General features: G+C 47.1%; 30 protein-coding genes. All 30 read left to right on the forward strand.

Features of this window, described 5'->3' with window-relative positions:
* Positions 1 to 175: 175 nt before the first annotated feature.
* A complete protein-coding gene (locus EKM86_RS08390) occupies positions 176 to 502 on the forward strand; it encodes a VRR-NUC domain-containing protein (protein WP_125756971.1) in 327 nt (108 codons plus the stop codon).
* A complete protein-coding gene (locus tag EKM86_RS08395; protein WP_125756973.1) occupies positions 495 to 743 on the forward strand; it encodes an XRE family transcriptional regulator in 249 nt (82 codons plus the stop codon). Before EKM86_RS08390 ends, EKM86_RS08395 begins: the two co-directional genes overlap by 8 nt.
* The gene (locus EKM86_RS08400) at positions 740 to 958 is read left to right on the forward strand and encodes a helix-turn-helix domain-containing protein (protein WP_125756975.1); all 219 of its coding nucleotides are present in this window, start codon (positions 740 to 742) and stop codon (positions 956 to 958) included. Before EKM86_RS08395 ends, EKM86_RS08400 begins: the two co-directional genes overlap by 4 nt.
* Positions 958 to 1,134 carry a hypothetical protein gene (locus tag EKM86_RS12395; RefSeq protein WP_164506222.1) on the forward strand — a complete coding sequence of 59 codons (177 nt, stop codon included), beginning with the start codon at positions 958 to 960 and terminating at the stop codon, positions 1,132 to 1,134. The genes EKM86_RS08400 and EKM86_RS12395 overlap by 1 nt, the downstream gene beginning before the upstream one ends.
* The gene (locus tag EKM86_RS08405) at positions 1,131 to 1,697 is read left to right on the forward strand and encodes a DUF1642 domain-containing protein (protein WP_125756977.1); all 567 of its coding nucleotides are present in this window, start codon (positions 1,131 to 1,133) and stop codon (positions 1,695 to 1,697) included. Before EKM86_RS12395 ends, EKM86_RS08405 begins: the two co-directional genes overlap by 4 nt.
* Positions 1,697 to 1,894 (forward strand): hypothetical protein, encoded by a 198-nt coding sequence (locus EKM86_RS08410; RefSeq protein ID WP_125756979.1) that lies wholly within the window; start codon positions 1,697 to 1,699, stop codon positions 1,892 to 1,894. Before EKM86_RS08405 ends, EKM86_RS08410 begins: the two co-directional genes overlap by 1 nt.
* Positions 1,884 to 2,249, forward strand: a complete 366-nt coding sequence (locus EKM86_RS08415) for a hypothetical protein (RefSeq protein ID WP_125756981.1) — start codon at positions 1,884 to 1,886, stop codon at positions 2,247 to 2,249. The genes EKM86_RS08410 and EKM86_RS08415 overlap by 11 nt, the downstream gene beginning before the upstream one ends.
* A gap of 181 nt (positions 2,250 to 2,430) precedes the next feature.
* Positions 2,431 to 2,913, forward strand: a complete 483-nt coding sequence (locus EKM86_RS08420) for a hypothetical protein (RefSeq protein ID WP_125756983.1) — start codon at positions 2,431 to 2,433, stop codon at positions 2,911 to 2,913.
* Between the two features lie 545 nt (positions 2,914 to 3,458).
* On the forward strand, positions 3,459 to 3,989 hold the full coding sequence (locus EKM86_RS08425; RefSeq protein ID WP_125756984.1) for a hypothetical protein: 531 nt from the start codon (positions 3,459 to 3,461) through the stop codon (positions 3,987 to 3,989).
* A gap of 97 nt (positions 3,990 to 4,086) precedes the next feature.
* Complete coding sequence (locus EKM86_RS08430; RefSeq protein ID WP_125756986.1) at positions 4,087 to 4,341, forward strand: hypothetical protein; 255 nt, start codon at positions 4,087 to 4,089, stop codon at positions 4,339 to 4,341.
* A 24-nt stretch (positions 4,342 to 4,365) separates the two neighbouring features.
* The gene (locus EKM86_RS08435) at positions 4,366 to 5,514 is read left to right on the forward strand and encodes a GcrA family cell cycle regulator (RefSeq protein WP_125756988.1); all 1,149 of its coding nucleotides are present in this window, start codon (positions 4,366 to 4,368) and stop codon (positions 5,512 to 5,514) included.
* Positions 5,507 to 5,833, forward strand: a complete 327-nt coding sequence (locus EKM86_RS08440) for a thioredoxin domain-containing protein (protein WP_125756990.1) — start codon at positions 5,507 to 5,509, stop codon at positions 5,831 to 5,833. The genes EKM86_RS08435 and EKM86_RS08440 overlap by 8 nt, the downstream gene beginning before the upstream one ends.
* 1 nt (position 5,834) lies before the next feature.
* Positions 5,835 to 5,999 (forward strand): hypothetical protein, encoded by a 165-nt coding sequence (locus EKM86_RS12400; protein ID WP_164506223.1) that lies wholly within the window; start codon positions 5,835 to 5,837, stop codon positions 5,997 to 5,999.
* A gap of 5 nt (positions 6,000 to 6,004) precedes the next feature.
* Positions 6,005 to 6,211, forward strand: a complete 207-nt coding sequence (locus EKM86_RS08445; protein ID WP_125756992.1) for a hypothetical protein — start codon at positions 6,005 to 6,007, stop codon at positions 6,209 to 6,211.
* Positions 6,212 to 6,214: 3 nt separating this feature from the next.
* Positions 6,215 to 6,709 carry an HNH endonuclease gene (locus EKM86_RS08450; RefSeq protein ID WP_125756994.1) on the forward strand — a complete coding sequence of 165 codons (495 nt, stop codon included), beginning with the start codon at positions 6,215 to 6,217 and terminating at the stop codon, positions 6,707 to 6,709.
* 135 nt (positions 6,710 to 6,844) lie between these two features.
* Complete coding sequence (locus EKM86_RS08455) at positions 6,845 to 7,312, forward strand: phage terminase small subunit P27 family (RefSeq protein WP_125756996.1); 468 nt, start codon at positions 6,845 to 6,847, stop codon at positions 7,310 to 7,312.
* On the forward strand, positions 7,299 to 9,188 hold the full coding sequence (locus tag EKM86_RS08460; protein WP_125756998.1) for a terminase TerL endonuclease subunit: 1,890 nt from the start codon (positions 7,299 to 7,301) through the stop codon (positions 9,186 to 9,188). The genes EKM86_RS08455 and EKM86_RS08460 overlap by 14 nt, the downstream gene beginning before the upstream one ends.
* Positions 9,188 to 9,361, forward strand: a complete 174-nt coding sequence (locus tag EKM86_RS12405; RefSeq protein ID WP_164506224.1) for a hypothetical protein — start codon at positions 9,188 to 9,190, stop codon at positions 9,359 to 9,361. Before EKM86_RS08460 ends, EKM86_RS12405 begins: the two co-directional genes overlap by 1 nt.
* A gap of 6 nt (positions 9,362 to 9,367) precedes the next feature.
* Positions 9,368 to 10,519, forward strand: coding sequence for a phage portal protein (locus tag EKM86_RS08465; RefSeq protein WP_125757000.1), 1,152 nt, complete (start codon positions 9,368 to 9,370; stop codon positions 10,517 to 10,519).
* Positions 10,516 to 11,202, forward strand: a complete 687-nt coding sequence (locus tag EKM86_RS08470) for a head maturation protease, ClpP-related (RefSeq protein WP_125757002.1) — start codon at positions 10,516 to 10,518, stop codon at positions 11,200 to 11,202. The genes EKM86_RS08465 and EKM86_RS08470 overlap by 4 nt, the downstream gene beginning before the upstream one ends.
* A complete protein-coding gene (locus tag EKM86_RS08475; protein WP_125757004.1) occupies positions 11,202 to 12,380 on the forward strand; it encodes a phage major capsid protein in 1,179 nt (392 codons plus the stop codon). The genes EKM86_RS08470 and EKM86_RS08475 overlap by 1 nt, the downstream gene beginning before the upstream one ends.
* A gap of 71 nt (positions 12,381 to 12,451) precedes the next feature.
* On the forward strand, positions 12,452 to 12,790 hold the full coding sequence (locus tag EKM86_RS08480; RefSeq protein ID WP_125757006.1) for a head-tail connector protein: 339 nt from the start codon (positions 12,452 to 12,454) through the stop codon (positions 12,788 to 12,790).
* Complete coding sequence (locus EKM86_RS08485; protein ID WP_191988015.1) at positions 12,777 to 13,118, forward strand: phage head closure protein; 342 nt, start codon at positions 12,777 to 12,779, stop codon at positions 13,116 to 13,118. Before EKM86_RS08480 ends, EKM86_RS08485 begins: the two co-directional genes overlap by 14 nt.
* 2 nt (positions 13,119 to 13,120) lie before the next feature.
* Positions 13,121 to 13,537: an HK97-gp10 family putative phage morphogenesis protein gene (locus EKM86_RS08490; protein ID WP_125757008.1), complete on the forward strand. Its 417-nt coding sequence runs from the start codon at positions 13,121 to 13,123 to the stop codon at positions 13,535 to 13,537.
* Positions 13,537 to 13,908, forward strand: a complete 372-nt coding sequence (locus tag EKM86_RS08495; RefSeq protein ID WP_125757009.1) for a DUF806 family protein — start codon at positions 13,537 to 13,539, stop codon at positions 13,906 to 13,908. Before EKM86_RS08490 ends, EKM86_RS08495 begins: the two co-directional genes overlap by 1 nt.
* 12 nt (positions 13,909 to 13,920) lie before the next feature.
* Positions 13,921 to 14,538 (forward strand): phage tail protein, encoded by a 618-nt coding sequence (locus EKM86_RS08500; RefSeq protein ID WP_125757011.1) that lies wholly within the window; start codon positions 13,921 to 13,923, stop codon positions 14,536 to 14,538.
* A 148-nt stretch (positions 14,539 to 14,686) separates the two neighbouring features.
* Complete coding sequence (locus tag EKM86_RS08505; protein WP_125757013.1) at positions 14,687 to 15,052, forward strand: phage tail tube assembly chaperone; 366 nt, start codon at positions 14,687 to 14,689, stop codon at positions 15,050 to 15,052.
* Positions 15,053 to 15,306: 254 nt separating this feature from the next.
* Entirely contained in the window at positions 15,307 to 18,606 is a 3,300-nt protein-coding gene (locus EKM86_RS08515) for a tape measure protein (protein ID WP_125757015.1), read from the forward strand.
* Between the two features lie 12 nt (positions 18,607 to 18,618).
* Positions 18,619 to 20,118, forward strand: coding sequence for a distal tail protein Dit (locus EKM86_RS08520; RefSeq protein ID WP_125757017.1), 1,500 nt, complete (start codon positions 18,619 to 18,621; stop codon positions 20,116 to 20,118).
* Positions 20,118 to 20,391 (forward strand): hypothetical protein (locus EKM86_RS12515; protein ID WP_225419386.1); only part of this gene is annotated, 274 nt, incomplete at its 3' end. The genes EKM86_RS08520 and EKM86_RS12515, both read left to right, overlap by 1 nt.

Raw genomic sequence — 20,391 nt, forward strand, 5'->3', positions numbered from 1 at the left:
TGACGGATGATTAGTCAAAAAGTAATATACGTAAAAAGTAAAAACGTATAGGAGAAAAGGTTTCTCGATTCATCCGTCACATCCGTCACAAAGTGGATGGAAGCATTGAGCGCGTAAGCATAAAGCGTTATGGCCATCCGTCACCGCATCCGTCACCGTTTGGGGGAACGAAATATTGAAGTCAGAGCATGCAATCCAGTCAGAAATCATGCTCGCATTGTCGGCGCACGGGTGCATCGTTGCCCGTACCAATGTCGGCACAGTGCGCACGGCAGACGGAAGGCTGTTCAATGCCGGGCCGCCTCCTGGGTGGCCTGACGTGACCGCGATTAGACGCAGTGATGGTCGCGCGGTGTTGATCGAAGTTAAGAACGAACGAGGCCGTTTAAGGCCTGACCAGATTAGATTCGCGCAGGCAATCGCAGACACGCCGATTATTTACGGCGTCTGCCGATCGGCCGAGGACGCGATCAGATTATTGGAGGGGAATGCAGATGGATGACCGTTATAAGGAGTACGCAATAGCACGCATCAGCAACTATATCGAAGACCACGACACAGACCGGGAGCGGTTTGCCTACGCGATTGGTCGCTCGGAAGCGACGCTCAAGGCGTTTATGAACGGTGACCTGGACAAGCTCGGCTCGCCTGCGTTGCACGGATGCGCGCGGGTGATGGGCATCACGTACCGCAAGCTGATTATCCCGCTGAGCGAGGAAGATTATCAGGGGGCGAGCGCATGAAGGAATCAGCGTTACGCACGCTGAGCTATAACACGATGACGATGCTCGGCAAGAACGGGCTAACGAAAGCTGAGTTTTGCCGCGTGCATGGCCTGGCAATCAATACGCTAGAGCGCATCCTATCCGGGCAGAATATCGGCATCAATGTGCTGGAGCAATACGCGGCTGCATTCGATGTTGCGCCGTGGCAACTACTGAAAGAGGGCGGCGTGTAATGAACAAAGGATTAAGTCGTGCACTGGTATGGCTGGCGATGCTGCTTATCACGGCGGCAATCTGGTGGCTGGCGATGTACACGTCGCTGCTGGTACCAAGCGTCATGATGCTGGCGGCAGTCTTAGCACTGTGGGGGTCGATCGTGGTGGACGATATGAAGGAGGCGAGGAAATGAGTCTATATGCAGTGAAAAACGACGAAGGCGAGTGGCTGGGAGTTGACCGAAACGGGTCAGATCATTGGCAAGCAATCCATGGCGATATTTATTCTGGTTGGTTTTCCGCAAATGAAAGAGCAAGCGTCTTCGGTGGCCACGTAGTCGAGCTAGTCGAGGCCCCGGCGAAGGTCGTAGTGAGCGAAGAGGAAGCTGAGATGCTTGAGCAGGCGAAGTGTGATGATGACCCCGCCGAGTCAATTGTCGGGTTCGTCAACTCTCATGACCAGTATGACGGTGATGGCAAGACGGAAGACCGCCTCATGCGCGCCTACGTCAACGGCTGGACGGTCGAGAAGCCGAAGCGTTACGTCCTGCCGATGCCATACGGAGCGAACGACGATGACCCAGATAACAGCCCTTACGCGGCGGTAAATAGAGAATATCTTTGGGGGCCCGCGTGGTATCAGGGGCCTTGTGTTTCATTTAAGAAAGCACGGGAGCACTACTCTGTCACCCAGTCCGACATCGACGCGGCACCTGACTGGGTTAAGGCGATCACACCTGTGGAGGTGAAGGACTGATGATTTACGTGATTAAAAATGAGGCTGATGAGTACCTCAGTTTTAGCGACGAAGGCGACTCGGTCTGGGACAAAGATGTGGGCCATTTCGAGACATCTGAACAACGGGCACTTGCGTGGTCTCAAATGTATGGTGGAACCGTTTATCCATGTTTTGTAGCGATCAAGCCCGTGGAGGTGACAGACGATGAGCAATGAGACGAAGCGGGACGTGTTCGAGAATGCGCTTGATGAGCTTTTGCTATCAAAGGACGATGGTGCGTTAGACGCCGAATTACGCTGCCATTATGACGCCGCCTTGCCAGATAATCTGCCGGTGATTCCCCAAGCGGTGAGTGATTATATCAGCAAAGCAAAGAAACCGAGACAGTGGGGATTGCTAGACGTATTTTGGCACCTTGGCGACCATATATCAGCTATGGGCTTCAATGGTCTGTACGATTGGGAACGCTGGATGGTTGACAACCAGGATGCTGTTTCGCGTGCATGGGTGCTAGGTGTTTGGTGTGTTGAGGAAACCGGCGAAATTGTGAAATTGGAGGCGAAGAAATGAGCTTATATGATTATCTCGGAATCAAGTTCTGGTGGGAGGCCATCACTACAATTATCGGCCTCACTGCGTTTGCTGTCTGGCTAATTTACAACTGGTGGCATGATCGTTGATTGCCGTCATGCTGTTCATAAACTTGGTGGGCGTGTGGTTCTGGGCTAATTGGGAAAGGAGTGATGCGCAAGTGAGAAAGACAACAGCTAGTGCTGTGAGCCCGTGGGATTATGAAGCGTCTGTGGCCGAAGCTGACAATGTGCTAGAAGACTATCGCAGACGAAAACAAAGGTCACGGGTCAAGGCTTCTATCCAGTCACCATCACTTGACGGTATGCCAAGATCATCATCAATCGGCAACGTTATGGAAATAAAGATTACCAACCATTTGGATGATGAAACGTACGTAGAAGTCTGTGAAAAGACAATCGAGTGTATAGAAGATGATGCTCGGCGAAACATACTGAAGGACTACTACATCAAGCGACCCATTGCTGTAGAGCTGTTGATTGAGGATTCTGGATATGAGAAAAGCGGGTACTACGATGCTCTTAAAGACGCGTTGTATACCTTTGCCGGACTATGGCCGGTCGGTGACCATGGATTGCTGGTCCGGAAAAACAGCGGACAAACACCGGACAAAGAGCGGACAAAGAGCGGACATCTACCATGAAATTGCATGTTATTATTGTATTGTGCCAAAGGTGAGAACCTGAGGCACGCCTTCTTTCTTGGTTTATGGCGGTCTGTGGTGATGATAAAGCCATGGACAGGTCACCCCGATATGGAAGCCACGCACGGCTGCCGGTCCGATTCCGGCACGGGGAATAGCTTGCGATGACCTCATACTAAACCGGGCGAGCGAGCGTGGCTGATGGAAGATACAGCGGGTGAAAGTCCTGCCAGCCACTCAAAGTTGGTCGCTGGTTGACAAGGGTGAACAGCCAGAAGCCGTACGGTTAACGATCGAAGCCGTGCGCATCATGCGAGCAACAGTTTAGGGAAGGCATTGATACCGGTTACTCAATGCTGAAACGGGACGGTGCAACTCCGCCCGCTCGCTTTGGATCAAGTCTGGAAGACTCTTGGTATTGACTGTGAATTCGAACTATACGCCACGGAAAGAAATTTTTAATAAAGTATTGCACGCAACGAAGACAAGTGTTAGCATTTTAGCGTTGTGATTTTATTAAATAAATTTTTAGGAAGGGTTTAGAGATGACTGTTAAGAAACGATTTTTGGTTTTAATTGCTGCTGTTGTACTTATGGCTACTGGGTTCGGCGCTAAGACACTGGCTGATAGTTACTGGATAGGTCACAGTGATGTTGAAGCCATCAATAATGATATCGATACGCTTTCCACCCGAGTTCAATCGAAAAACGCTCAATTAACGCAATTGAGTTCTGACCTGAATAGTACTAAGTCCTCAGTTAACGGTTACCAAGACCAGATCAAGTCATTACAGGATCAACTTGCTCAGGCTAACGCTGACAAGCAAACTGAAATTCAACAGAAGATCAACGAAATCAATCAGAAAATTGCGGAAGGTAATCAGAAGGTTGCCGATAAGCAAAAAGAGGTTGATGCGGCCAACAAGAAAGTTTCCGATCTTCAGCAACAACTAGCCGACGCACAGCAAAAGCTGTCCGATGCACAAAATCAAAACAATGCTGATCTGAACCAAGCATTGAGCGATGTTCAGGCGACACACGCTAAAGCTGATCAGGCCGTTCAAAATAACCAATAAGTTTTATTGCTCAAGGACGCTTCAGCGTCTTTTGTTTGACCAAGCACTCCGCCAAACGGTGAGGTGCTATTTTTATACATATTTTGGAGGTAAGAACATGAAACTGTACTTGGTTACATGCGAGACTGGGGACGCCGACCAATGGGAAGGCGGAACTGCCGAGGTTGATGCTGTATTCGCTACAACTGATAAAACCAAGCTAAACGATTATTTGAAAAATAGAATGTTTAGCTATGACGGTGTGATAACAATGGAACTAGACAAGGAATACCCTGAAGGGGAAAAATCATCTAAGTGTCTTGCATCGTGGTGGGAAGAAGGGCCGTGTTATGACGACCCAATGGACATCTAATTTAAATTTTCAGGAGGCGAGTAGATGCAATGGACAGATGAACAGATCGGTGACATTAGGAAGCTCGCCTCTGAAGGCTTTACCAGACGCGAGACAGCCGACAAACTCGGGATTAGCTATGATGCATTGCAAGGTAAAGCAAGACGGCTTGGTATCGAGTTTCAAAAGCCAATGAAGAATGAATACGATTCAGACGGAACGCAATCAAGCGAAACTATCCTAAAGGTCGTCAGAGGCCATAAAATGACGCCTAAGGAGGTTTTGGAAGCTCACGGGTATGATTACACAAAATGGGAACTTGTACGCGCCACAAGTAATTTCTGGAAGCAAACACCCGAAGCAACTTTGTATCAAAGCAAAATTCAAATTAGGCCGCTGGTTGAAGCGGAGCAATATGAATCGCTGATGAATGACATCATCACACACAAGGAGCCGTATAAAGCCAAGGCTCCTATTTTTGTGCCGTCAGAACGCTATCTGGTCATTCCTGCTTTTGATACACATTTCAACGGTCACACATTCGACATCTATGCTGAATCTCTTAAACGGCAACTAGAGATCATTCAACGCGGCCACTACGCTAAAATTTTGCTTATTCTGGGTGGTGACTTAGCCCATGTGGATAATATCAACTCGACCACCGCCAAGGGCACACAGCTAGAAACAACCGACTTAGGCGAGACTGTGAACGAAATGGAACAATACTTCGAGACGTTGATTGAATCAATTATCAAGAACGCCAATGATTGTGAGGTCATGTATTGTGCCGGTAACCATGATCCGTCAGTTGGATATATGTTTGCTCGGCTATTGAAACGCGCATACAGCAACCAGCCTAATATCACTTGGGACATATCGTTGAAGCACTACAAAGGTGCAATGCTCGGCCACAACTTCATCGGTGCCACTCACGGAGACAAGGGTAAGAACAACTACCTTGCAAAATACCTAGACGAGTTTGGTTTCATGTTAGGCACAGCACAGAACCGCGAGCTGTTTACGGGGCATCTACATTCAGAGATGAGCAAAGACCTAGGCGGATTCGTTCAGCGTCAAGTATCGACACGCAAGCCAACCGACAAATGGACTGATGATATTGGCGTGGTTGCCCACAAAACGTTTGAGCTGGTCGAATACAGCGATCATGATACGAGGGCGATCTACTATGTCTAATGCGATGAAGCGAGTCGGATATGGATATGTGAGCAACATGGAACAAGTAATCATTGAGAAGTTGTCAAAGGAAGAGAAACACATGCAAGCAATTATCTACATGAAGCCAAATTGCCCCAAGTGTCGTATGACAGCCAACCTGCTGTCTCGTGCCATGCCAGTCCAAACAATCATGGCTGACGAGCGAGACTATACGCGCTTCCGCAAGCAAGGCTACAAGTCCATGCCGGTAGTCACCGTGTACAAGCCAGATGGCACACACGATCAATGGTGCGACTTGCAGGTTGACAAGATCAACCAGTACAAGGAGGCTGACTAAAATGTACTACTTCGTACTACTGCTGACACTGATCTTCGTGCTGGCCAAGCTGTTCGGCTTGATTGCATGGAGTTGGCTACTGGTATTCGTACCGTTGATTGCTTGGATCATCTGGCTTGCATTCTGGATCGGGCTGGTTGTCGTCATCGGATTACATGAGGAGTGATTGATATGGATGGGAACGATGTAGTCAAGATGACATTACTTGACATGAAGGGATTAGTAATGAACGACGAGGAAAAACAAGCGCTTATCGCTATGGCGGATCAGTATCTTGTTATCTACAATCACTTAATTGATATTGGTAAGAACGAACTATTTTCACACCAAGTTGCGATGAACATTGTTCAAGCGCAATACGCAGCATACAGGGACTAGCACATGCGTGTGAAGGTGTGCCGCAAGGATGGCTGTAACAATGTAATCCCGTATGGCCAAGCAAACCCATACTGCACTGTGCACGCATCCCTGTATAAGCCTAACTATGCTGATTCCACAAAGCACGTTAAACGTGACACATCGTACTACGACAAGTACAAGCGAGACAAAGAGTCTGCTGCATTCTACAAGTCTAAGATATGGGAACACACCGCACGCGATGTTAAAGCTCATGCCTACTTTACGTGTGCAGTCTGTGGCAGAACGTATGACAAGCCAGGCTATCTAGTCACTGATCACATCGTTCCTTTGAGGATTGACAGAAGCAAGTGCTTAGATCATGACAACCTATGGGTGCTGTGCAAGGGCTGTCACTACTGGAAGACACAGCTTGAGGAAAAGATATACACGTCACAGTCCAGAATTGAAAATCTTGACGTTTCAACCAAGTGGACACGCAGCAAAATCTCTGAATGGGTACTCGCTCACAAAAAATAGGGGGGCCCTATGTTGTTTAAGGGGAACCTCACACACCAGTGTCCATTTGTCGCGAGACCATTTTTGAAAAATTTCGACTTTTGAGGCCCAAATCCCTAAACGATGGCATTTCATCACAGAAAGGAGGCGCGTTTTTTGCCAGAAAATCATCCAAATTTAACAATTTTACATGCTGGTTCCTCTGATGATCAGTCCAACAGTGGCGACGATATGAAGGACATCCAGAACACGCCTCCTGTTCACCTTGACGACGAAGCAAGCCGATTGTGGAAGTCACTTATTCCTGAAGTCAAGAAACTTGGTTACCTGAAAAAGATTGACCAGCCAAGCCTTGAACTATATTGCCGTTATTACTCACTTTACATTAAGTCTGAGCAGTTGATTGAAAAACAGGGACTGTGGATTTATGACAACGATAACGTTGCAGTAAAGCGTTCCCCCGGCGCGGTTCAAATGGACTCTTGTGTGAAGAATATGAAGTCGTTAGGGCATGATTTAGGACTTACGTTTGACTCTGGATTACGTCAGATAACTGTCGAAGAACCGGAAAAGCCTAAGAAAGACAGCCCATTGAAGGAGGTTGGTTTTGGTGCAGACGTTTGATTTTACTGGTGTAACTGATATTCGCAAATACGTAAAGCCGCACCAATCTGACTACCAAGGGCTGCTGGATAACTATCACGATCCAGGAACAAGATACGCTTATGACGTTATGTTCAGCAATAAATATATGACTGGTAGAGATGTTCAGCTGGCATGTATTAGGCACTTGAATGATTTATTGCGGATTGGCGATGGTGATTTTCCCTACCAATACAACTCAGACATGGTCAATGCAATTGAATACTTTTCACGACTGCTGCCCAATCCAGACGATACCTCAAAAACAATTCAGCCATTCAAATGGCAATCGTTTATTCTTGATAGCTTGATTGGCTGGCGCACCCTAGACAACGGCACTCGATTCACAACCTCTAATATTTCTATTGCTAGGCAACAAGGCAAAACTTGGTTAGCATCAATCCTAATCAACTTTTATTACTTTGTAGTCTGCTGGAATGCAACATCACAGGACTTGCTGGTGGCCAGTTACGATAGTGAACATGCAACCAAGCTGTTCAATGACGTATCTTTGCAGGCGAAGACAATTTTATCTCTGCCGGACTTTGCAGATGACGCTAGAGAACGAGGCGTGGAAGCTCAAACCACGCAGGTTATCGCAAAGAACACTAAGAATACGATTCGTAAGGGTACCTCACAAGGCGGTGGCTTTGATAGTTTCCACAATGCAATCGCTGTTTACGATGAAATTGGTAACTTGAGACCGGCACTGAATGAGACCTTAAAACAGATTACATCAGGCCAAAACGGTATTAAGAACAGAATGTTTGTCAAAATTTCAACGGCTTATCCAGATATCAAGGTTAAGTTTAAGAACGACGAAGATGTTACCCGGTCTGCCATTGAACATGACGCTGTTAGAGACGCTGACAACGTATTCCAAGTGATTTATGCTCAGGACTCGGAGGATGAGGTCTTTGAGCCGGAAACATGGGCTAAATCTAATCCAAATCTGCTTGAACTACCAAAGGACAAGCGAGACAACCTACAAGAAGCTCTTAATCAGGATCGCAATGACAATGAGCGCGAGGGAACGCTGGAAACATTTGTTAATAAGTCATTAAATCTGTGGAGCCGCCGCTTCCAGAACAGTTATCTATCTCTAGATAACATTCAGCGCAGCATTATTGACCATTTCGATGTGAATGGGCGTGATGTGTTCATCGGATTTGACGGATCACAGACCAATGATAATACGTCTTTTGGTTTCATTTATCCGTACACTGATCACGACAAACACATGTTTCATGTTCAGCAGCACAGCTTCATTCCATTCGCACAGGCAAAAACCATTGAAGCCAAATCTAAACAGGACGGATTAGATTACCTTAAATTGCAAGACGAAGGCTTCGTTGACATCACCAATCTTTCCTCTGGCGTGATCAACAATGACCAGGTCTATCAGTGGTTGGTTGATTATGTTAATCAACATCGGCTCAAAGTAAAGTTCATTATTGCTGATCCAAACCACGGTGAATGGCTAGAAAAGAAACTTGAGAATTATCAACCGCAGTGGCAATGGTTTCCTTTGCCTCCTACCTCGTTCAAGCTGAATGAGCCTACTAAGGACTTTCAGAATCTGTTTATTAATGGCAATATTTCAATGCTGAATGATCCGTTGCTGATTGATGGACTTAACAACGCCGTATTGGTAGAAGACCGCGGTGGTTCAGTTAAAATCGACCGACAAAATCGTACTAGTGATCACATTGATACAACCGACGCGCTAATTAATGCTCATGATCAGGCTAGGTTCTATTTTGAAAACTATCATGATGAGGGATACAACCCGCTGAATGATTTGGACGCGCAGGGAAAACGTGACTTTTTCAAGGCAATGTTTGGAGGTGGTAAATAATGGCAAAGATTATTAGCAATTTGCTCAGCAATTGGGGCACGGTGATGCTATTCATCACCGGCTTGGCACTGATTGCAGTAGCAGCATTCACCTTTAACGTTGTTTTTGGTTATCTAGTAGCAGGCTTTGAGCTGTGTTTAGCTGCTTACATTCTAGACAAAGAAAGGGGGTGAAGTTAAATGGGACTTCTAACCCCTAAAAATTTCAACAAACGTAAAGCAAAAAACATGGTTTATCCAAGCAATCCTGCGTTTTTCACGACCACGGTTGGCGGCATGCAGCTTTCTTATGTTTCGGCGCTGTCTGCTTTGCAGAACACTAATGTTTATAGTGTGATAAACCGTATTGCGAGCGATGTTGCCTCGGCACACTTCAAAACTGAAAATACTGCAACATTGAACCGACTTGAGAGCCCTAGCGGCTTGATAGGCCGGTTTTCTTTTTGGCAAGGTGCGTTGATGCAGTTGTGCTTGTCGGGCAACGACTATATCCCGTTAGTTGGGCCAAACTTGGAGCATATTCCTAACTCTGATGTCCAGATTAACTACTTGCCAGGCAATACAGGCATCGTATATACGGTTTTAGAGAGTAATGATCGTCCCCAAATGGTGCTTAGACAGGACCAAATGCTTCATTTTAGGCTCATGCCAGACCCACAATATCGGTATTTGATTGGTCGATCGCCTTTAGAGAGCTTGCAAAACGCCCTTAATTTGGACGATAAAGCCTCAAAAAGCAACATGAGCGCTATGGAAAATCAGATTAATCCTGCTGGACAGCTCAAAATCAGTAACTATTTAAGCGATGGTAAAGACCTAGAAGCCGCCCGTGAAGAGTTTGAGAAAGCCAATACTGGTGAGAACTCTGGTCGCCTGATGGTTTTACCCGATGGGTTCGATTACACCCAGCTTGAAATGAAGACTGATGTATTTAAGGCCTTGGCTGACAATTCAGCATACTCTGCTGATCAAATCTCAAAGGCCTTTGGTGTGCCTAGCGATATTTTGGGCGGTGGCACCTCAACTGAAAGTCAGCATTCAAACATTGACCAAATCAAGGCAACATATCTGGCAAACTTAAACTCGTATGTAAATCCAATCGTGGATGAGCTGCGTTTGAAGATGAATGCACCTGACCTCGAATTGGATATCAAAGATATGTTGGATGTTGATGACTCGACACTTATCAATCAGGTATCAAATCTTGCTAAGTCTGGGGTGCTAGGTGCAGAACAAGCGCAATTCATACTCACGCGATCTGGATTTTTGCCTGATAACTTGCCTGATTTCAAACCGCTTACCAGCTCAACGAAGGGAGGTGATGACAAGTGATTATTCCGGTTAAAGGCTACATTACAAGCAACGACTTTGCACCAATCTATCGTGATTGGTTCGGCATGACGGTAGTATCACCTTCAGATATTACTGATGTACTACCTGGCGATGGCTCTGATGTCACACTTGAGATTGCCTCCGATGGTGGCGAGGTCGATCCAGCAACAGAAATTTGCAATGCTTTGCGCAGCTATCAGGGCAATGTAACGGCAAAGATCGTATCAAACGCATACTCTGCGGCCACCATTGTTGCCATGGGTGCTAACAAAGTACAGATGGCCCCAGGGGCAAAGATGATGATCCATCGTGCGTCAAGCGACGCCAGTGGGAACTCTCACGAGATGGATGCGGCATCTGACATGCTGCAAACTACAGACAGTGCAATTGCAAACATCTATGCTGCTAAGACGGGCAAGCCTGCCAATGACTTTTTGGCATTGATGGACAAAGAAACATGGCTGGACGCTGATCAAGCTGTCGAATTAGGATTGGCAGACGAAAAGCTAGACTTCGATACGCCAATTGTAAATGCGGTGGGTCCGATTATTCCACATCAGGCAGTTCAACGAATTAAGAATCTGAAAGATGAAAACGAAAAGCTACGTAGTCAACTTCCTAAGCAGAACGATCTGCTAAACAAGAAGCTGGCTATTTTTTATGACAAAAAGGAGGTCCAATAATGGACAAGTTACAAACACTTTTTAACGATGTCAGTGCCAAGTGTGCTGATTTGAACGCTCAATTAAACGCAAAGTTGCAAGATGAGAATGCCTCCGTTGACGATTTTCAAAAGATCAAGGACGACCTTACCGCTGCAAAGGCACGGCGGGACGCTATCAACGACCAGATTAAAGCACTTGAAGCTGAAAATAAGGCCAATTCTGATCCTGACAAGCCAGTGGATAATGCACAAAAGGAGGGAGCCGACCTGTCTAAGAAGCCAATCGATGCGAAGAAGAAGGCTATCAACGACTTCATCCATAGTCATGGCAAGGTGGTTGATGCTGCAGCCGGTCACGTCACTTCGACAGAAGCAGGCGTGCTGATTCCGGAAGAAATCATCTATGACCCTACCGCAGAAGTAAATTCAGTTGTGGATTTGTCCACCTTGGTTACCAAGACGCCGGTTACTACTCCTAAGGGCACATACCCGATTTTGAAACGGGCAACCGATCGCTTTTCTAGCGTGGCAGAATTGGCCGAAAATCCCACACTTGCTGAGCCTGAATTTGAACAGGTGGATTGGTCTGTTAGCACGTATCGTGGCGCAATTCCTCTGTCCGAAGAAGCTATTGCTGATTCTAAAGTTGATCTTACCGCACTTGTTGGCCAGTCCATTAACGAGAAGTCTGTCAATACCTACAACGCGATGATTGCGCCTGTATTGCAGTCATTCACGGCTAAAGCTACCACTACAGACACTTTGGTAGACGATCTCAAGCATATTCTGAATGTTGACTTGGACCCAGCGTACAGTCGTGCACTGGTTGTTACTCAATCCCTGTTCAATACGCTGGATACCTTAAAGGACAAGAACGGGCGTTACTTGCTTCATAATGCTTCTGACTCTATCACCGACGGCACCGCAAAGGGCTCTGTCTTGGGCGTCCCAGTATATGTTGTTGGCGACACGCTGCTTGGCTCGGCCGCAGGGGATCAGAAGGCATTTGTCGGTGACTTAAAGCGCGGTGTCCTGTTTGCAGATCGTCAGCAGGTCACTCTGGCATGGGAAGAAAGCAAGATTTATGGGCGTTATCTCGGTGCTGCATTCCGCTTCGGCGTACAAAAAGCCGATGCCAGTGCCGGTTACTTTGTAACCAACACCGATTCTGCATCTGGTTCTGGTACTGGTGTGTAATACGATCGTTAGTCGCCTAAGAAATAAACAATTCGTCGATATGACGGGCGGCTATTAAGGGAGGGCTGAATATGGCAGATGGTCAAGGGGTTACCCCGGAAGACATGCAAAAATATCTTAACCTTGACACCGATGGCGATGCTTCAATTCTTGCCGATATGATCAGTACCGCAGAGGATGCAGTTACTGGGGCCATTGACGACACGATTGGGATTGATGTTTATAGGGCATATCCGTTGTTTAATCAAGCGGTGCGGGTACTTGTTGACTACATGTATTACTCACGCGGTGCCCTATCCGATCAAAACAAAGCCTATCCGCCCAGCTACGCATACATGATCAACAGCATTCGTTGGAAAATCCAGCGTGACCAAGCGGCAAAGGCTGGTGATACTGATGGCGAAATTTAAGGCAGCCGATTTCAGCCGAACTGTTGAGCTTGATTCTCCACAGTCACATAAGACTGGTGCTGGTGTTAACGTCACTAACTTCGTGCCGGCTTATAGCCTGCATTTCAAGCAACAGAAGCGGACGCTCACACAGCAGTACACGCTTGTGGGAACGCGCTTGGATAATTCAATCACCATCATAGTCCGTCATGACACTAGAAATGCTAGTCAGAAACAGGCACGCCTTGATGGTGTTGTGTATGACATTTCAGACATTAGCCCAGACGACAGTAACGATGCTATTCGCTATGACTACCTGACCCTAGTCAAAACGACCAAGGGGGCATAGCTATGGAATTAGACGAAGCACTGGACCAGTGGCAGAAGCAGGTTGAGAAAGCATCTAAGCTGACGGTTAAGCAACAGGAAAAGATAACTAAGGCAGGCGCAGATGTGCTGGCCGAGAAGCTGACAGAGGTCACCAAGGCGAAGCATCCGAATACAAAAGGGTCTGGCGGTAAGTACGGGCATTTGAGCGATGATATAGCGTCGGCCACTGGTGATGTTGATGGCAGACATGATGGCAAGTCTGTTGCAGGATTTACCAAAAAGGAGTTTGTAGCCAGATTTTTGAACGATGGCACTAAATACATTCGCGGTGACCACTTTGTTGATAACGCCCGCGATGATGCTAAAGGCGCCGTGTTTGAAGCTGAGGCGGCGGAGTATAAAAAGATAATTAGCAAACTGAATGGAGGCGGTGACTAATGGCGGCAGTAGATGATGCGGTTGCTTTGATTAGCGCCGCTTCTTTAGTTGGCATCGATGAAGTTTATGGCAACAACTTACCAAAAGAGGCTATGGATAGTCTGGACAAGACAGTGGTGTTGGTGACTGATGTCGCAAATGCCCCGTCAGGTTTCGGCAACAACGACTTCTGGCGATTAAATCAAGAGGTCGAAGTACAAATTTGGTACTCACAAGATTTTGATAACGACCCGGAAACACTAGAGGTCAAACTGATGAAGCTGTTTGTACACAGTGATTGGCAGGTAGCCACGGTTAGGCAGCGCACATTAGATCCAGACACACAGCAGCTGATGAACACATTTTATTTTTCACGTGAAAAGAATATTTAGGAGGCTAAATTTATGGCATTAGTAGGACTGAACATGGTGTCGTTTGCACTGATTGATCCAATCACCCAACAGATTATAAAAGGTGATGAAGGTTTAAGCGCAGATGGGCTTTATAAAGTTGACGCTAAGGATATGGGGAGCAAAACCGCCAACATCACTGGTCTGGTTGGCTCTAGCGCTAAGAGATACGGGAACAACGTAGCCCAACAGGTGACCTATGGGGCAGCGGCTCCGCAGGTTGCTTGGGACGGTCTCAACCTCGATTTTGACATTAAACAAAAGATTAAGGGGTTTGTGAATGACGGTAAGGGCGGTTGGACTCCAGCTGATGAGCCCGCGCACATTGCCGTTCTGATTGAATCGGGTAGCCTGTCGGGCGGTTCTGTTTATTTCGGCTTTGGTAACTGCACTGCGGTTGAAAGTGAAGCCAACATTCAAACTGACGACGACAACAAGCAGATTGTTGATGATGCACTGACCATCAGCGCGCTCGACACAATTGCTTTCAATCATAAGCCTTTCAAGATTTACTACAGCAAAGACACCGAGTTCGACGAAGCGGCAATGCTGAAGGACGTCATGGGTGGTTATGTAGCCGCAACTGGTACTACTGGTACTACTGGCGCATAGCAGTGCTGTCAGACGCAATTCTGACGCAAGTTATAACACAAAGATAGATAGTCATACGTTCCCATGAAATGAAGACGCGTGAGCCGGCACTAGCGGCAAGCACGTGCGAGCCGTGCTGTCGACGTTGATCTTTTAAGGAGAATTCATAATGAAAATTAAAGAAGCTAAGCTAAGCAACCGTGAGCATATCGTCAAGGTTACCAACAGGGTCATGAAAGCCACGTTGGCATTGCAGGTGATGATGGCAGGGATTGATGACGTTGAAGATGCGGACCTAACGCCGGTGGAACAGCTTAAGCAACAGCAGAAGCTGATTGATGACGTGATGAATTACATCACGGAAACGCTCAAGTTAAACCAGAAAGAGCAGGAAAAGCTTGACGACCTAGAGTTTGGCGAGACCGTTGAGATCGCCAACCACATCATTCTGCGGGTCCAAGGCTTGTCCGAAGAAGACATTAAGAAGGCTGAGGCCGAGCAGGCGGACGACAAAAGCGAAGCCGAAGCTGAATAAGCGTGAGATCGTATTTGAGCTGAAAAACAAGCTTGAAGACTTCAACCTGTACGGCCAAGACACACTGGTTTACTTGCATTGGACGCCCGATATGTGGTTGGATGCCGGCTTCTATGATCTGCTTGAGCTTCAAACAGCAAAGAAGCCAAAGGACCGTGAACAGGATCCGATGAAGATGTTGAAAAGCTTGGGACTTAGGTAAAGGGTAGGAGGCTAGTTTGCCAACTATCCCTTTTTTGATAGGAAGTGAAAAGATGGCACAAAAAATTCAAGCAGAGATGTCTGCTGAAATCGCGCTTAATACACTAAAGGCTAGTCAATCGCTTAAAAGTTTAAACGCGGTTATCAGTAGCACTAAGAACGCTTGGAAATCTCAAGAGGTGGCGCTCAAGTCAACTGGTGAATATCTCAAGGCGGCCGAAGTCCGGTATAAGGGCCTAGGTGACAGCATTAAGGCACAAGAGGCCAAAATTGAGAGCCTGCGTGAGAAGCAAAAAGGCCTAGACGTTACAACTAAAGATGGCGCGGCGTCCTATCTCAAGTATCAGAAGGATATTGACAGTGCCACCACGCAGCTGAAATCGATGGAAGCACAGCAGACGCGGGCAAAAACTAGTCTTGAATATCAGAAGTCAGGATTGGCTAGCTTGCAGACTGAATACAAGCAGATTACCACGGTTTCTAGCAGCTATGTTGAGCGGCTCAAGGCTGAAGGCAAGCAGCAAGAAGCCAACAAAGCGCAGATGACGGGTTACAAGGACAGCATCAGTAACCTGAACAAGCAGCTGTCAGCACAAGAAAAAGAGCTATCACGGATCGCTACTGCCAGCGGTAAGGATAGCGCGGCATGGCGTACACAAAAGGTACGTGTTGATGAGACGGCTACTGCCTTGGCCAAGACTAAAACCAGTATGACTGAATTAGATTCTGCCATGAAGAAGGCTAACCCAAGTCCGATTAATCGTATCAAAACAGCGCTTTTAGGAGTGAATGAAAAGGCTGAGAAAACGCACTCAATCTTTAAGTCTGTATTTGCCGCCAATATCCTAAGCAATGTGGTTTCATCTGCTTGGTCTCACTTGTCTGGTTGGATTTCTAGTGCTACAGATTCGGCCAAAGAGTATAGCTTAGCTCAACAGACGATGAATGCCACTTGGACTACCTTAACTGGTAACGCCAAGCAGGGCCAAGCTATGGTAGACATGACTAACCAGATGGCGATTGCCGCCAACAACGCAACTGACATGGTTGATGGCATGAACCAGAAGTTTTACTCCATTAGTAAAAATGTGGGTACTACTAAGTCCTTAACCCAGTCTGTATTGACCTTGCAGGACGCATTCGGGCAGTCAGACGATGCGGTCATGAACTTTAGCACCCAGTTTAGTCAGATGATGGCTAACGGTAAGGTGTCAGCACAGGATATGATGTCCTTTGTCAACGTCTTCCCAGTCTTGCGTACCAACCTTTTGAAGGCTGAACAGGCTGTAACTCATAACAGCAAGCTCACAATGGCGCAAATGAATGATCTCATGAGTGCGGGTAAAATCAGCTCTGCCACCATGATTAAGGTTTTGCAGGGGACGGCCAAGGAATATGGTTCTGCTACTGAAAACTTTGGTAAGACAATCCCCGGCATGATTCGTACCGTTAAGTCTCAAATGCCTGTCTTGCTGTCTGCAATCACTACACCACTAACGACTGCCGCTAACCCCATTATTGGGACTATCTCTGGTTGGGTAAGCTCAACAAAGACTAAGGCGCTGTTTACCAAGGTAGGTAAAACCTTTGCAGACGGGCTTAACAACACCATTAAGGCGTTTTCAGCTGGTGGTGGGGGCAATGCTTCATCATTGACTGACAAGCTTAACGCCGGTGTGAAAAGGCTTAACGGTATCATTAGTAAAACGTTTGCTTACTTATCAGCACACGCTAAGGATATTAAAGGCGTAGCTAGTGATACTTGGGAGATTGCCAAAATTGCCGGTAGCTATGTTTGGGATTCGGCCAAAGGAATTATCAAAGACATTGCTGGCTGGTTAGGCGTTGGCGGCAAGAATGCTAAGAGCATGAAGGACCCACTAGGGACTGTTCACGACATTCTCGACAAAATTGTAAAGAATAAGAGCGGCATTAAGACCACGGTCAAAGTTCTGGCTGGATTGTGGGCGACAAAAAAGGTGTTTGAATTTGCCGGTGCAGTTGGCCATGTTTACAGCGGGTTAAAGTCACTTGGCGAGTCAAAGCTTGGTCAGTCCATTGCAGGTAACCTAAAGAAGTTATCGGGGTCAAAGTTGGGCACGGCCACGGCAGTAGTCACAATCGCATATGACGCGATTAGTGACATAAAGGATTTAACTAAGGCATTCGGCAAGAGTGGCACAGTCGGTCAGAAGTTCAAGGCTGTGGGTGAAACCGCAGGCACTGCTATTGGTGGTGGCATTGGTTTCTTCTTCGGCGGACCGTTGGGAGCGGCCGTTGGTGCCTCGATTGGTAAAGTGGTCGGCGGATGGGCAGGCACGGCAACCAAGAAGTTCACAGATGGCTGGAATGCAAAAGCCAAGCCGAAGGATTGGCTTGGTAAGCTTGGATTTGATGCTCACAAGGGCGCCACGGGCATTGCTAAGTGGTGGAAGGGTATCCAGAAACAGAACAACAAAGATAACGCCAGGATGGAGAAGCAGCAAGCCGCAGCCAACAAAAAGTTCCAGAAGTCATGGGACAGCTTCTGGGGCAAAGTCGGCGACAAGACAACTAGCACATGGTCAAGCGTGAAGAAGTCTGTAACGTCTGGCATGAATGGTGTGTCAAGCAAGGTTAAGTCGGGCATGAGCGGTGTTACCTCCAAGGTGACCTCGGCGTGGTCAAATGTGAAGAGCAACACGACCTCCAAGTGGTCCAGTATAAAGTCCACAGTTGGTAGCGCAGTAACCGCCGTTGCTACAAGAGTAAAGTCTTGGGGCAACCTAGGGAGCATCGTTGGTCGCATCTTTGGGTCGATAGGTAACGCTATTGTCCACCCAGTAAGAACGGCCAAATCATTATTGGCTGGGATAATTAGCGGAATTAAATCTTTGTTCCACTTTAGGTTGTCTCTGCCACATTTCAAGCTACCGCACTTTTCTCTTAAAGGTAGCTTTAACCCGCTGAAGGGCAAGATACCGCACATTTCTGTAAATTGGTACGCCAATGGCGGTTTGATCAACACGCCAACGCTTCTAGGCATGAATGGTAACCGTATGGCAATCGGGGGAGAAGCAGGCCCTGAGATGGTTGTGCCACTGTCAGCATCAAAAGCTAGTCGCGCATGGCAACTGCTGGGACAGGCGGTACAGCAAATCAATGCCAGCCAATCCTCGGCACAGACACAGGTAGCACCAACGAGTGATAACAGCGACCTTATCGCTGCCATTAACGCTTTAGGCGTGCTACTGACCAAGCTCAGCTTCAACGTGCAAATCGGCGATGACCAGTTCTACCCGACTGTGGCACCAAAAATTGATAGCTATAACAAGCGTCAGAATGGCATTCGCACGGTTTGGGAGAATTTATAGGGAGGAGTTTAAATGGCTGGAATAAGTCTTAATTATAACGGCGTTGAGTTAAGCCAATGGTTTGACGTGACCGACGTCCAGAGAAACATTGGCACTAGTCATGTCAATTCGATGACCAAGGTAGGACGAACAGATGGTCAGCTCTGGCAGTATATGTCCCGTGACACGAAGACCATCACCATTTCTGGCATCGTTACAAATGCCAACTTGGCTAACTTGAGGCGTGACCTTGGGGCTGCACTCGACGTTGACGAACCGAAGCGACTAATCATTGGTGATGACATTGGCGTGTACTATCTTGCGATTTATGATGGCCAGCCAACTATTGCTGAGGACTGGCGGTCAGGCACCATTAGTCTTACATTCATCGTCCCCGATGGCATCGCCCACTCGGTAGCCACTGAAACGGTCACTAATACCGATGGAACGGATACTGTCAGCTTTACCAACAATGGGAGCTATAAATCATACCCCATAGTTGAAGTCACTATGGGTGGCGATAATGGCTATATCGGTCTGGCTAGCTCAAGCGGAGGCTACTTGGAGTTCGGAAATTCTAATGAAATTGATGGTGTTCAGGCTGCGTCGACCGAAACTGCATTTCACTGGGATATGCTCTCAGCACCAAGTCAAACAACAGTCAACAGTGGCAAAATTAATTATGTAACTTACCCCTATGGGTCTAATCCGGGGCCTAATACTATTGCTGGTAGTTGGGACTACGCTAAGGCTCCAGATGCGGCAACGCCAGTCTTAAATCGTACCTCATCCATGCACTGGGCGGGGCCAACTATACACGGCTCTATTCATGCAAATGCGGCGGGGGTCAACACGGGCAACTTTTACTGTGCAAACCGAATGAATATTGCCACGAATAAAACGGCAGTTGGCCGAGCGGAAATTAACTTACAGTCTGGCAATGACATAGTAGTCAGCTTTGTGATTCGCGATAGTTCAAGCACAACAGATACGCTGGTAGTTGAGGGGTGGGCAAAAGGGACTATACTTTTCGCTCAAAACTTGGACCGCCGTAAGTTTACTAACGGCGCATACAATTTTGAAATAAAAAAAGCTGGTGACAAGCTGACCTTTATCATCAGCAAGATTGCTAGTATATCAAGCGCTGGAATTAAGAACTCAGCACAACTTTTATTTCCATTTGCCATTGAGGGGTTGGCAGATACATCGGTTGACTCAATCACAGGATGGATGGCAGGGTTTAGCAACTGGAACGGTTGGACCGCCAATTGGTCTGACAGTCTCTTTCAGTGGGTTAACGTTGATTACTGGCAAGACTTACCAAATCGTTGGACCTCGGGTGATGTGGTAATGGTTGACTGCATAAACAAGCGTGTGTTGGTTAATGGTGTTGAAGACCCAACCTTACAGACAATCGGCAACCACTGGGATGAATTTTGTATTAATCCTGGGGAAAATATAATTGATGTTAGCACTAGCAGCTGGGCAACGTTACCTAAGGTGAAAATAAATTGGAAGGAAGCATTTGTCTAATGGATTTTTATTTTACAGACCGCGATTATAACGTGCTTGGCGTGGCTGGGATTAACTACGGTCACTTTAGGATAGCTGGCGAATTAGAAACGCAGTCGACAACAGTCGCCACGACCCTGTTCACAGGGACTTTGTACTACGAAAACAGATATGCTGAGCAGGCCATAGCAATGTGCGCCGATACTAATTATCTTCTCCTGGATTATTCACCTCGGTATTTGGGACATGAAATCGCATCTGGCCGGTCTGAAAGCAACGTTTGGAGCGTTGCGA

Source organism: Lacticaseibacillus hegangensis (assembly GCF_003946465.1).
GTDB classification, from domain to species: Bacteria; Bacillota; Bacilli; order Lactobacillales; family Lactobacillaceae; genus Lacticaseibacillus; species Lacticaseibacillus hegangensis.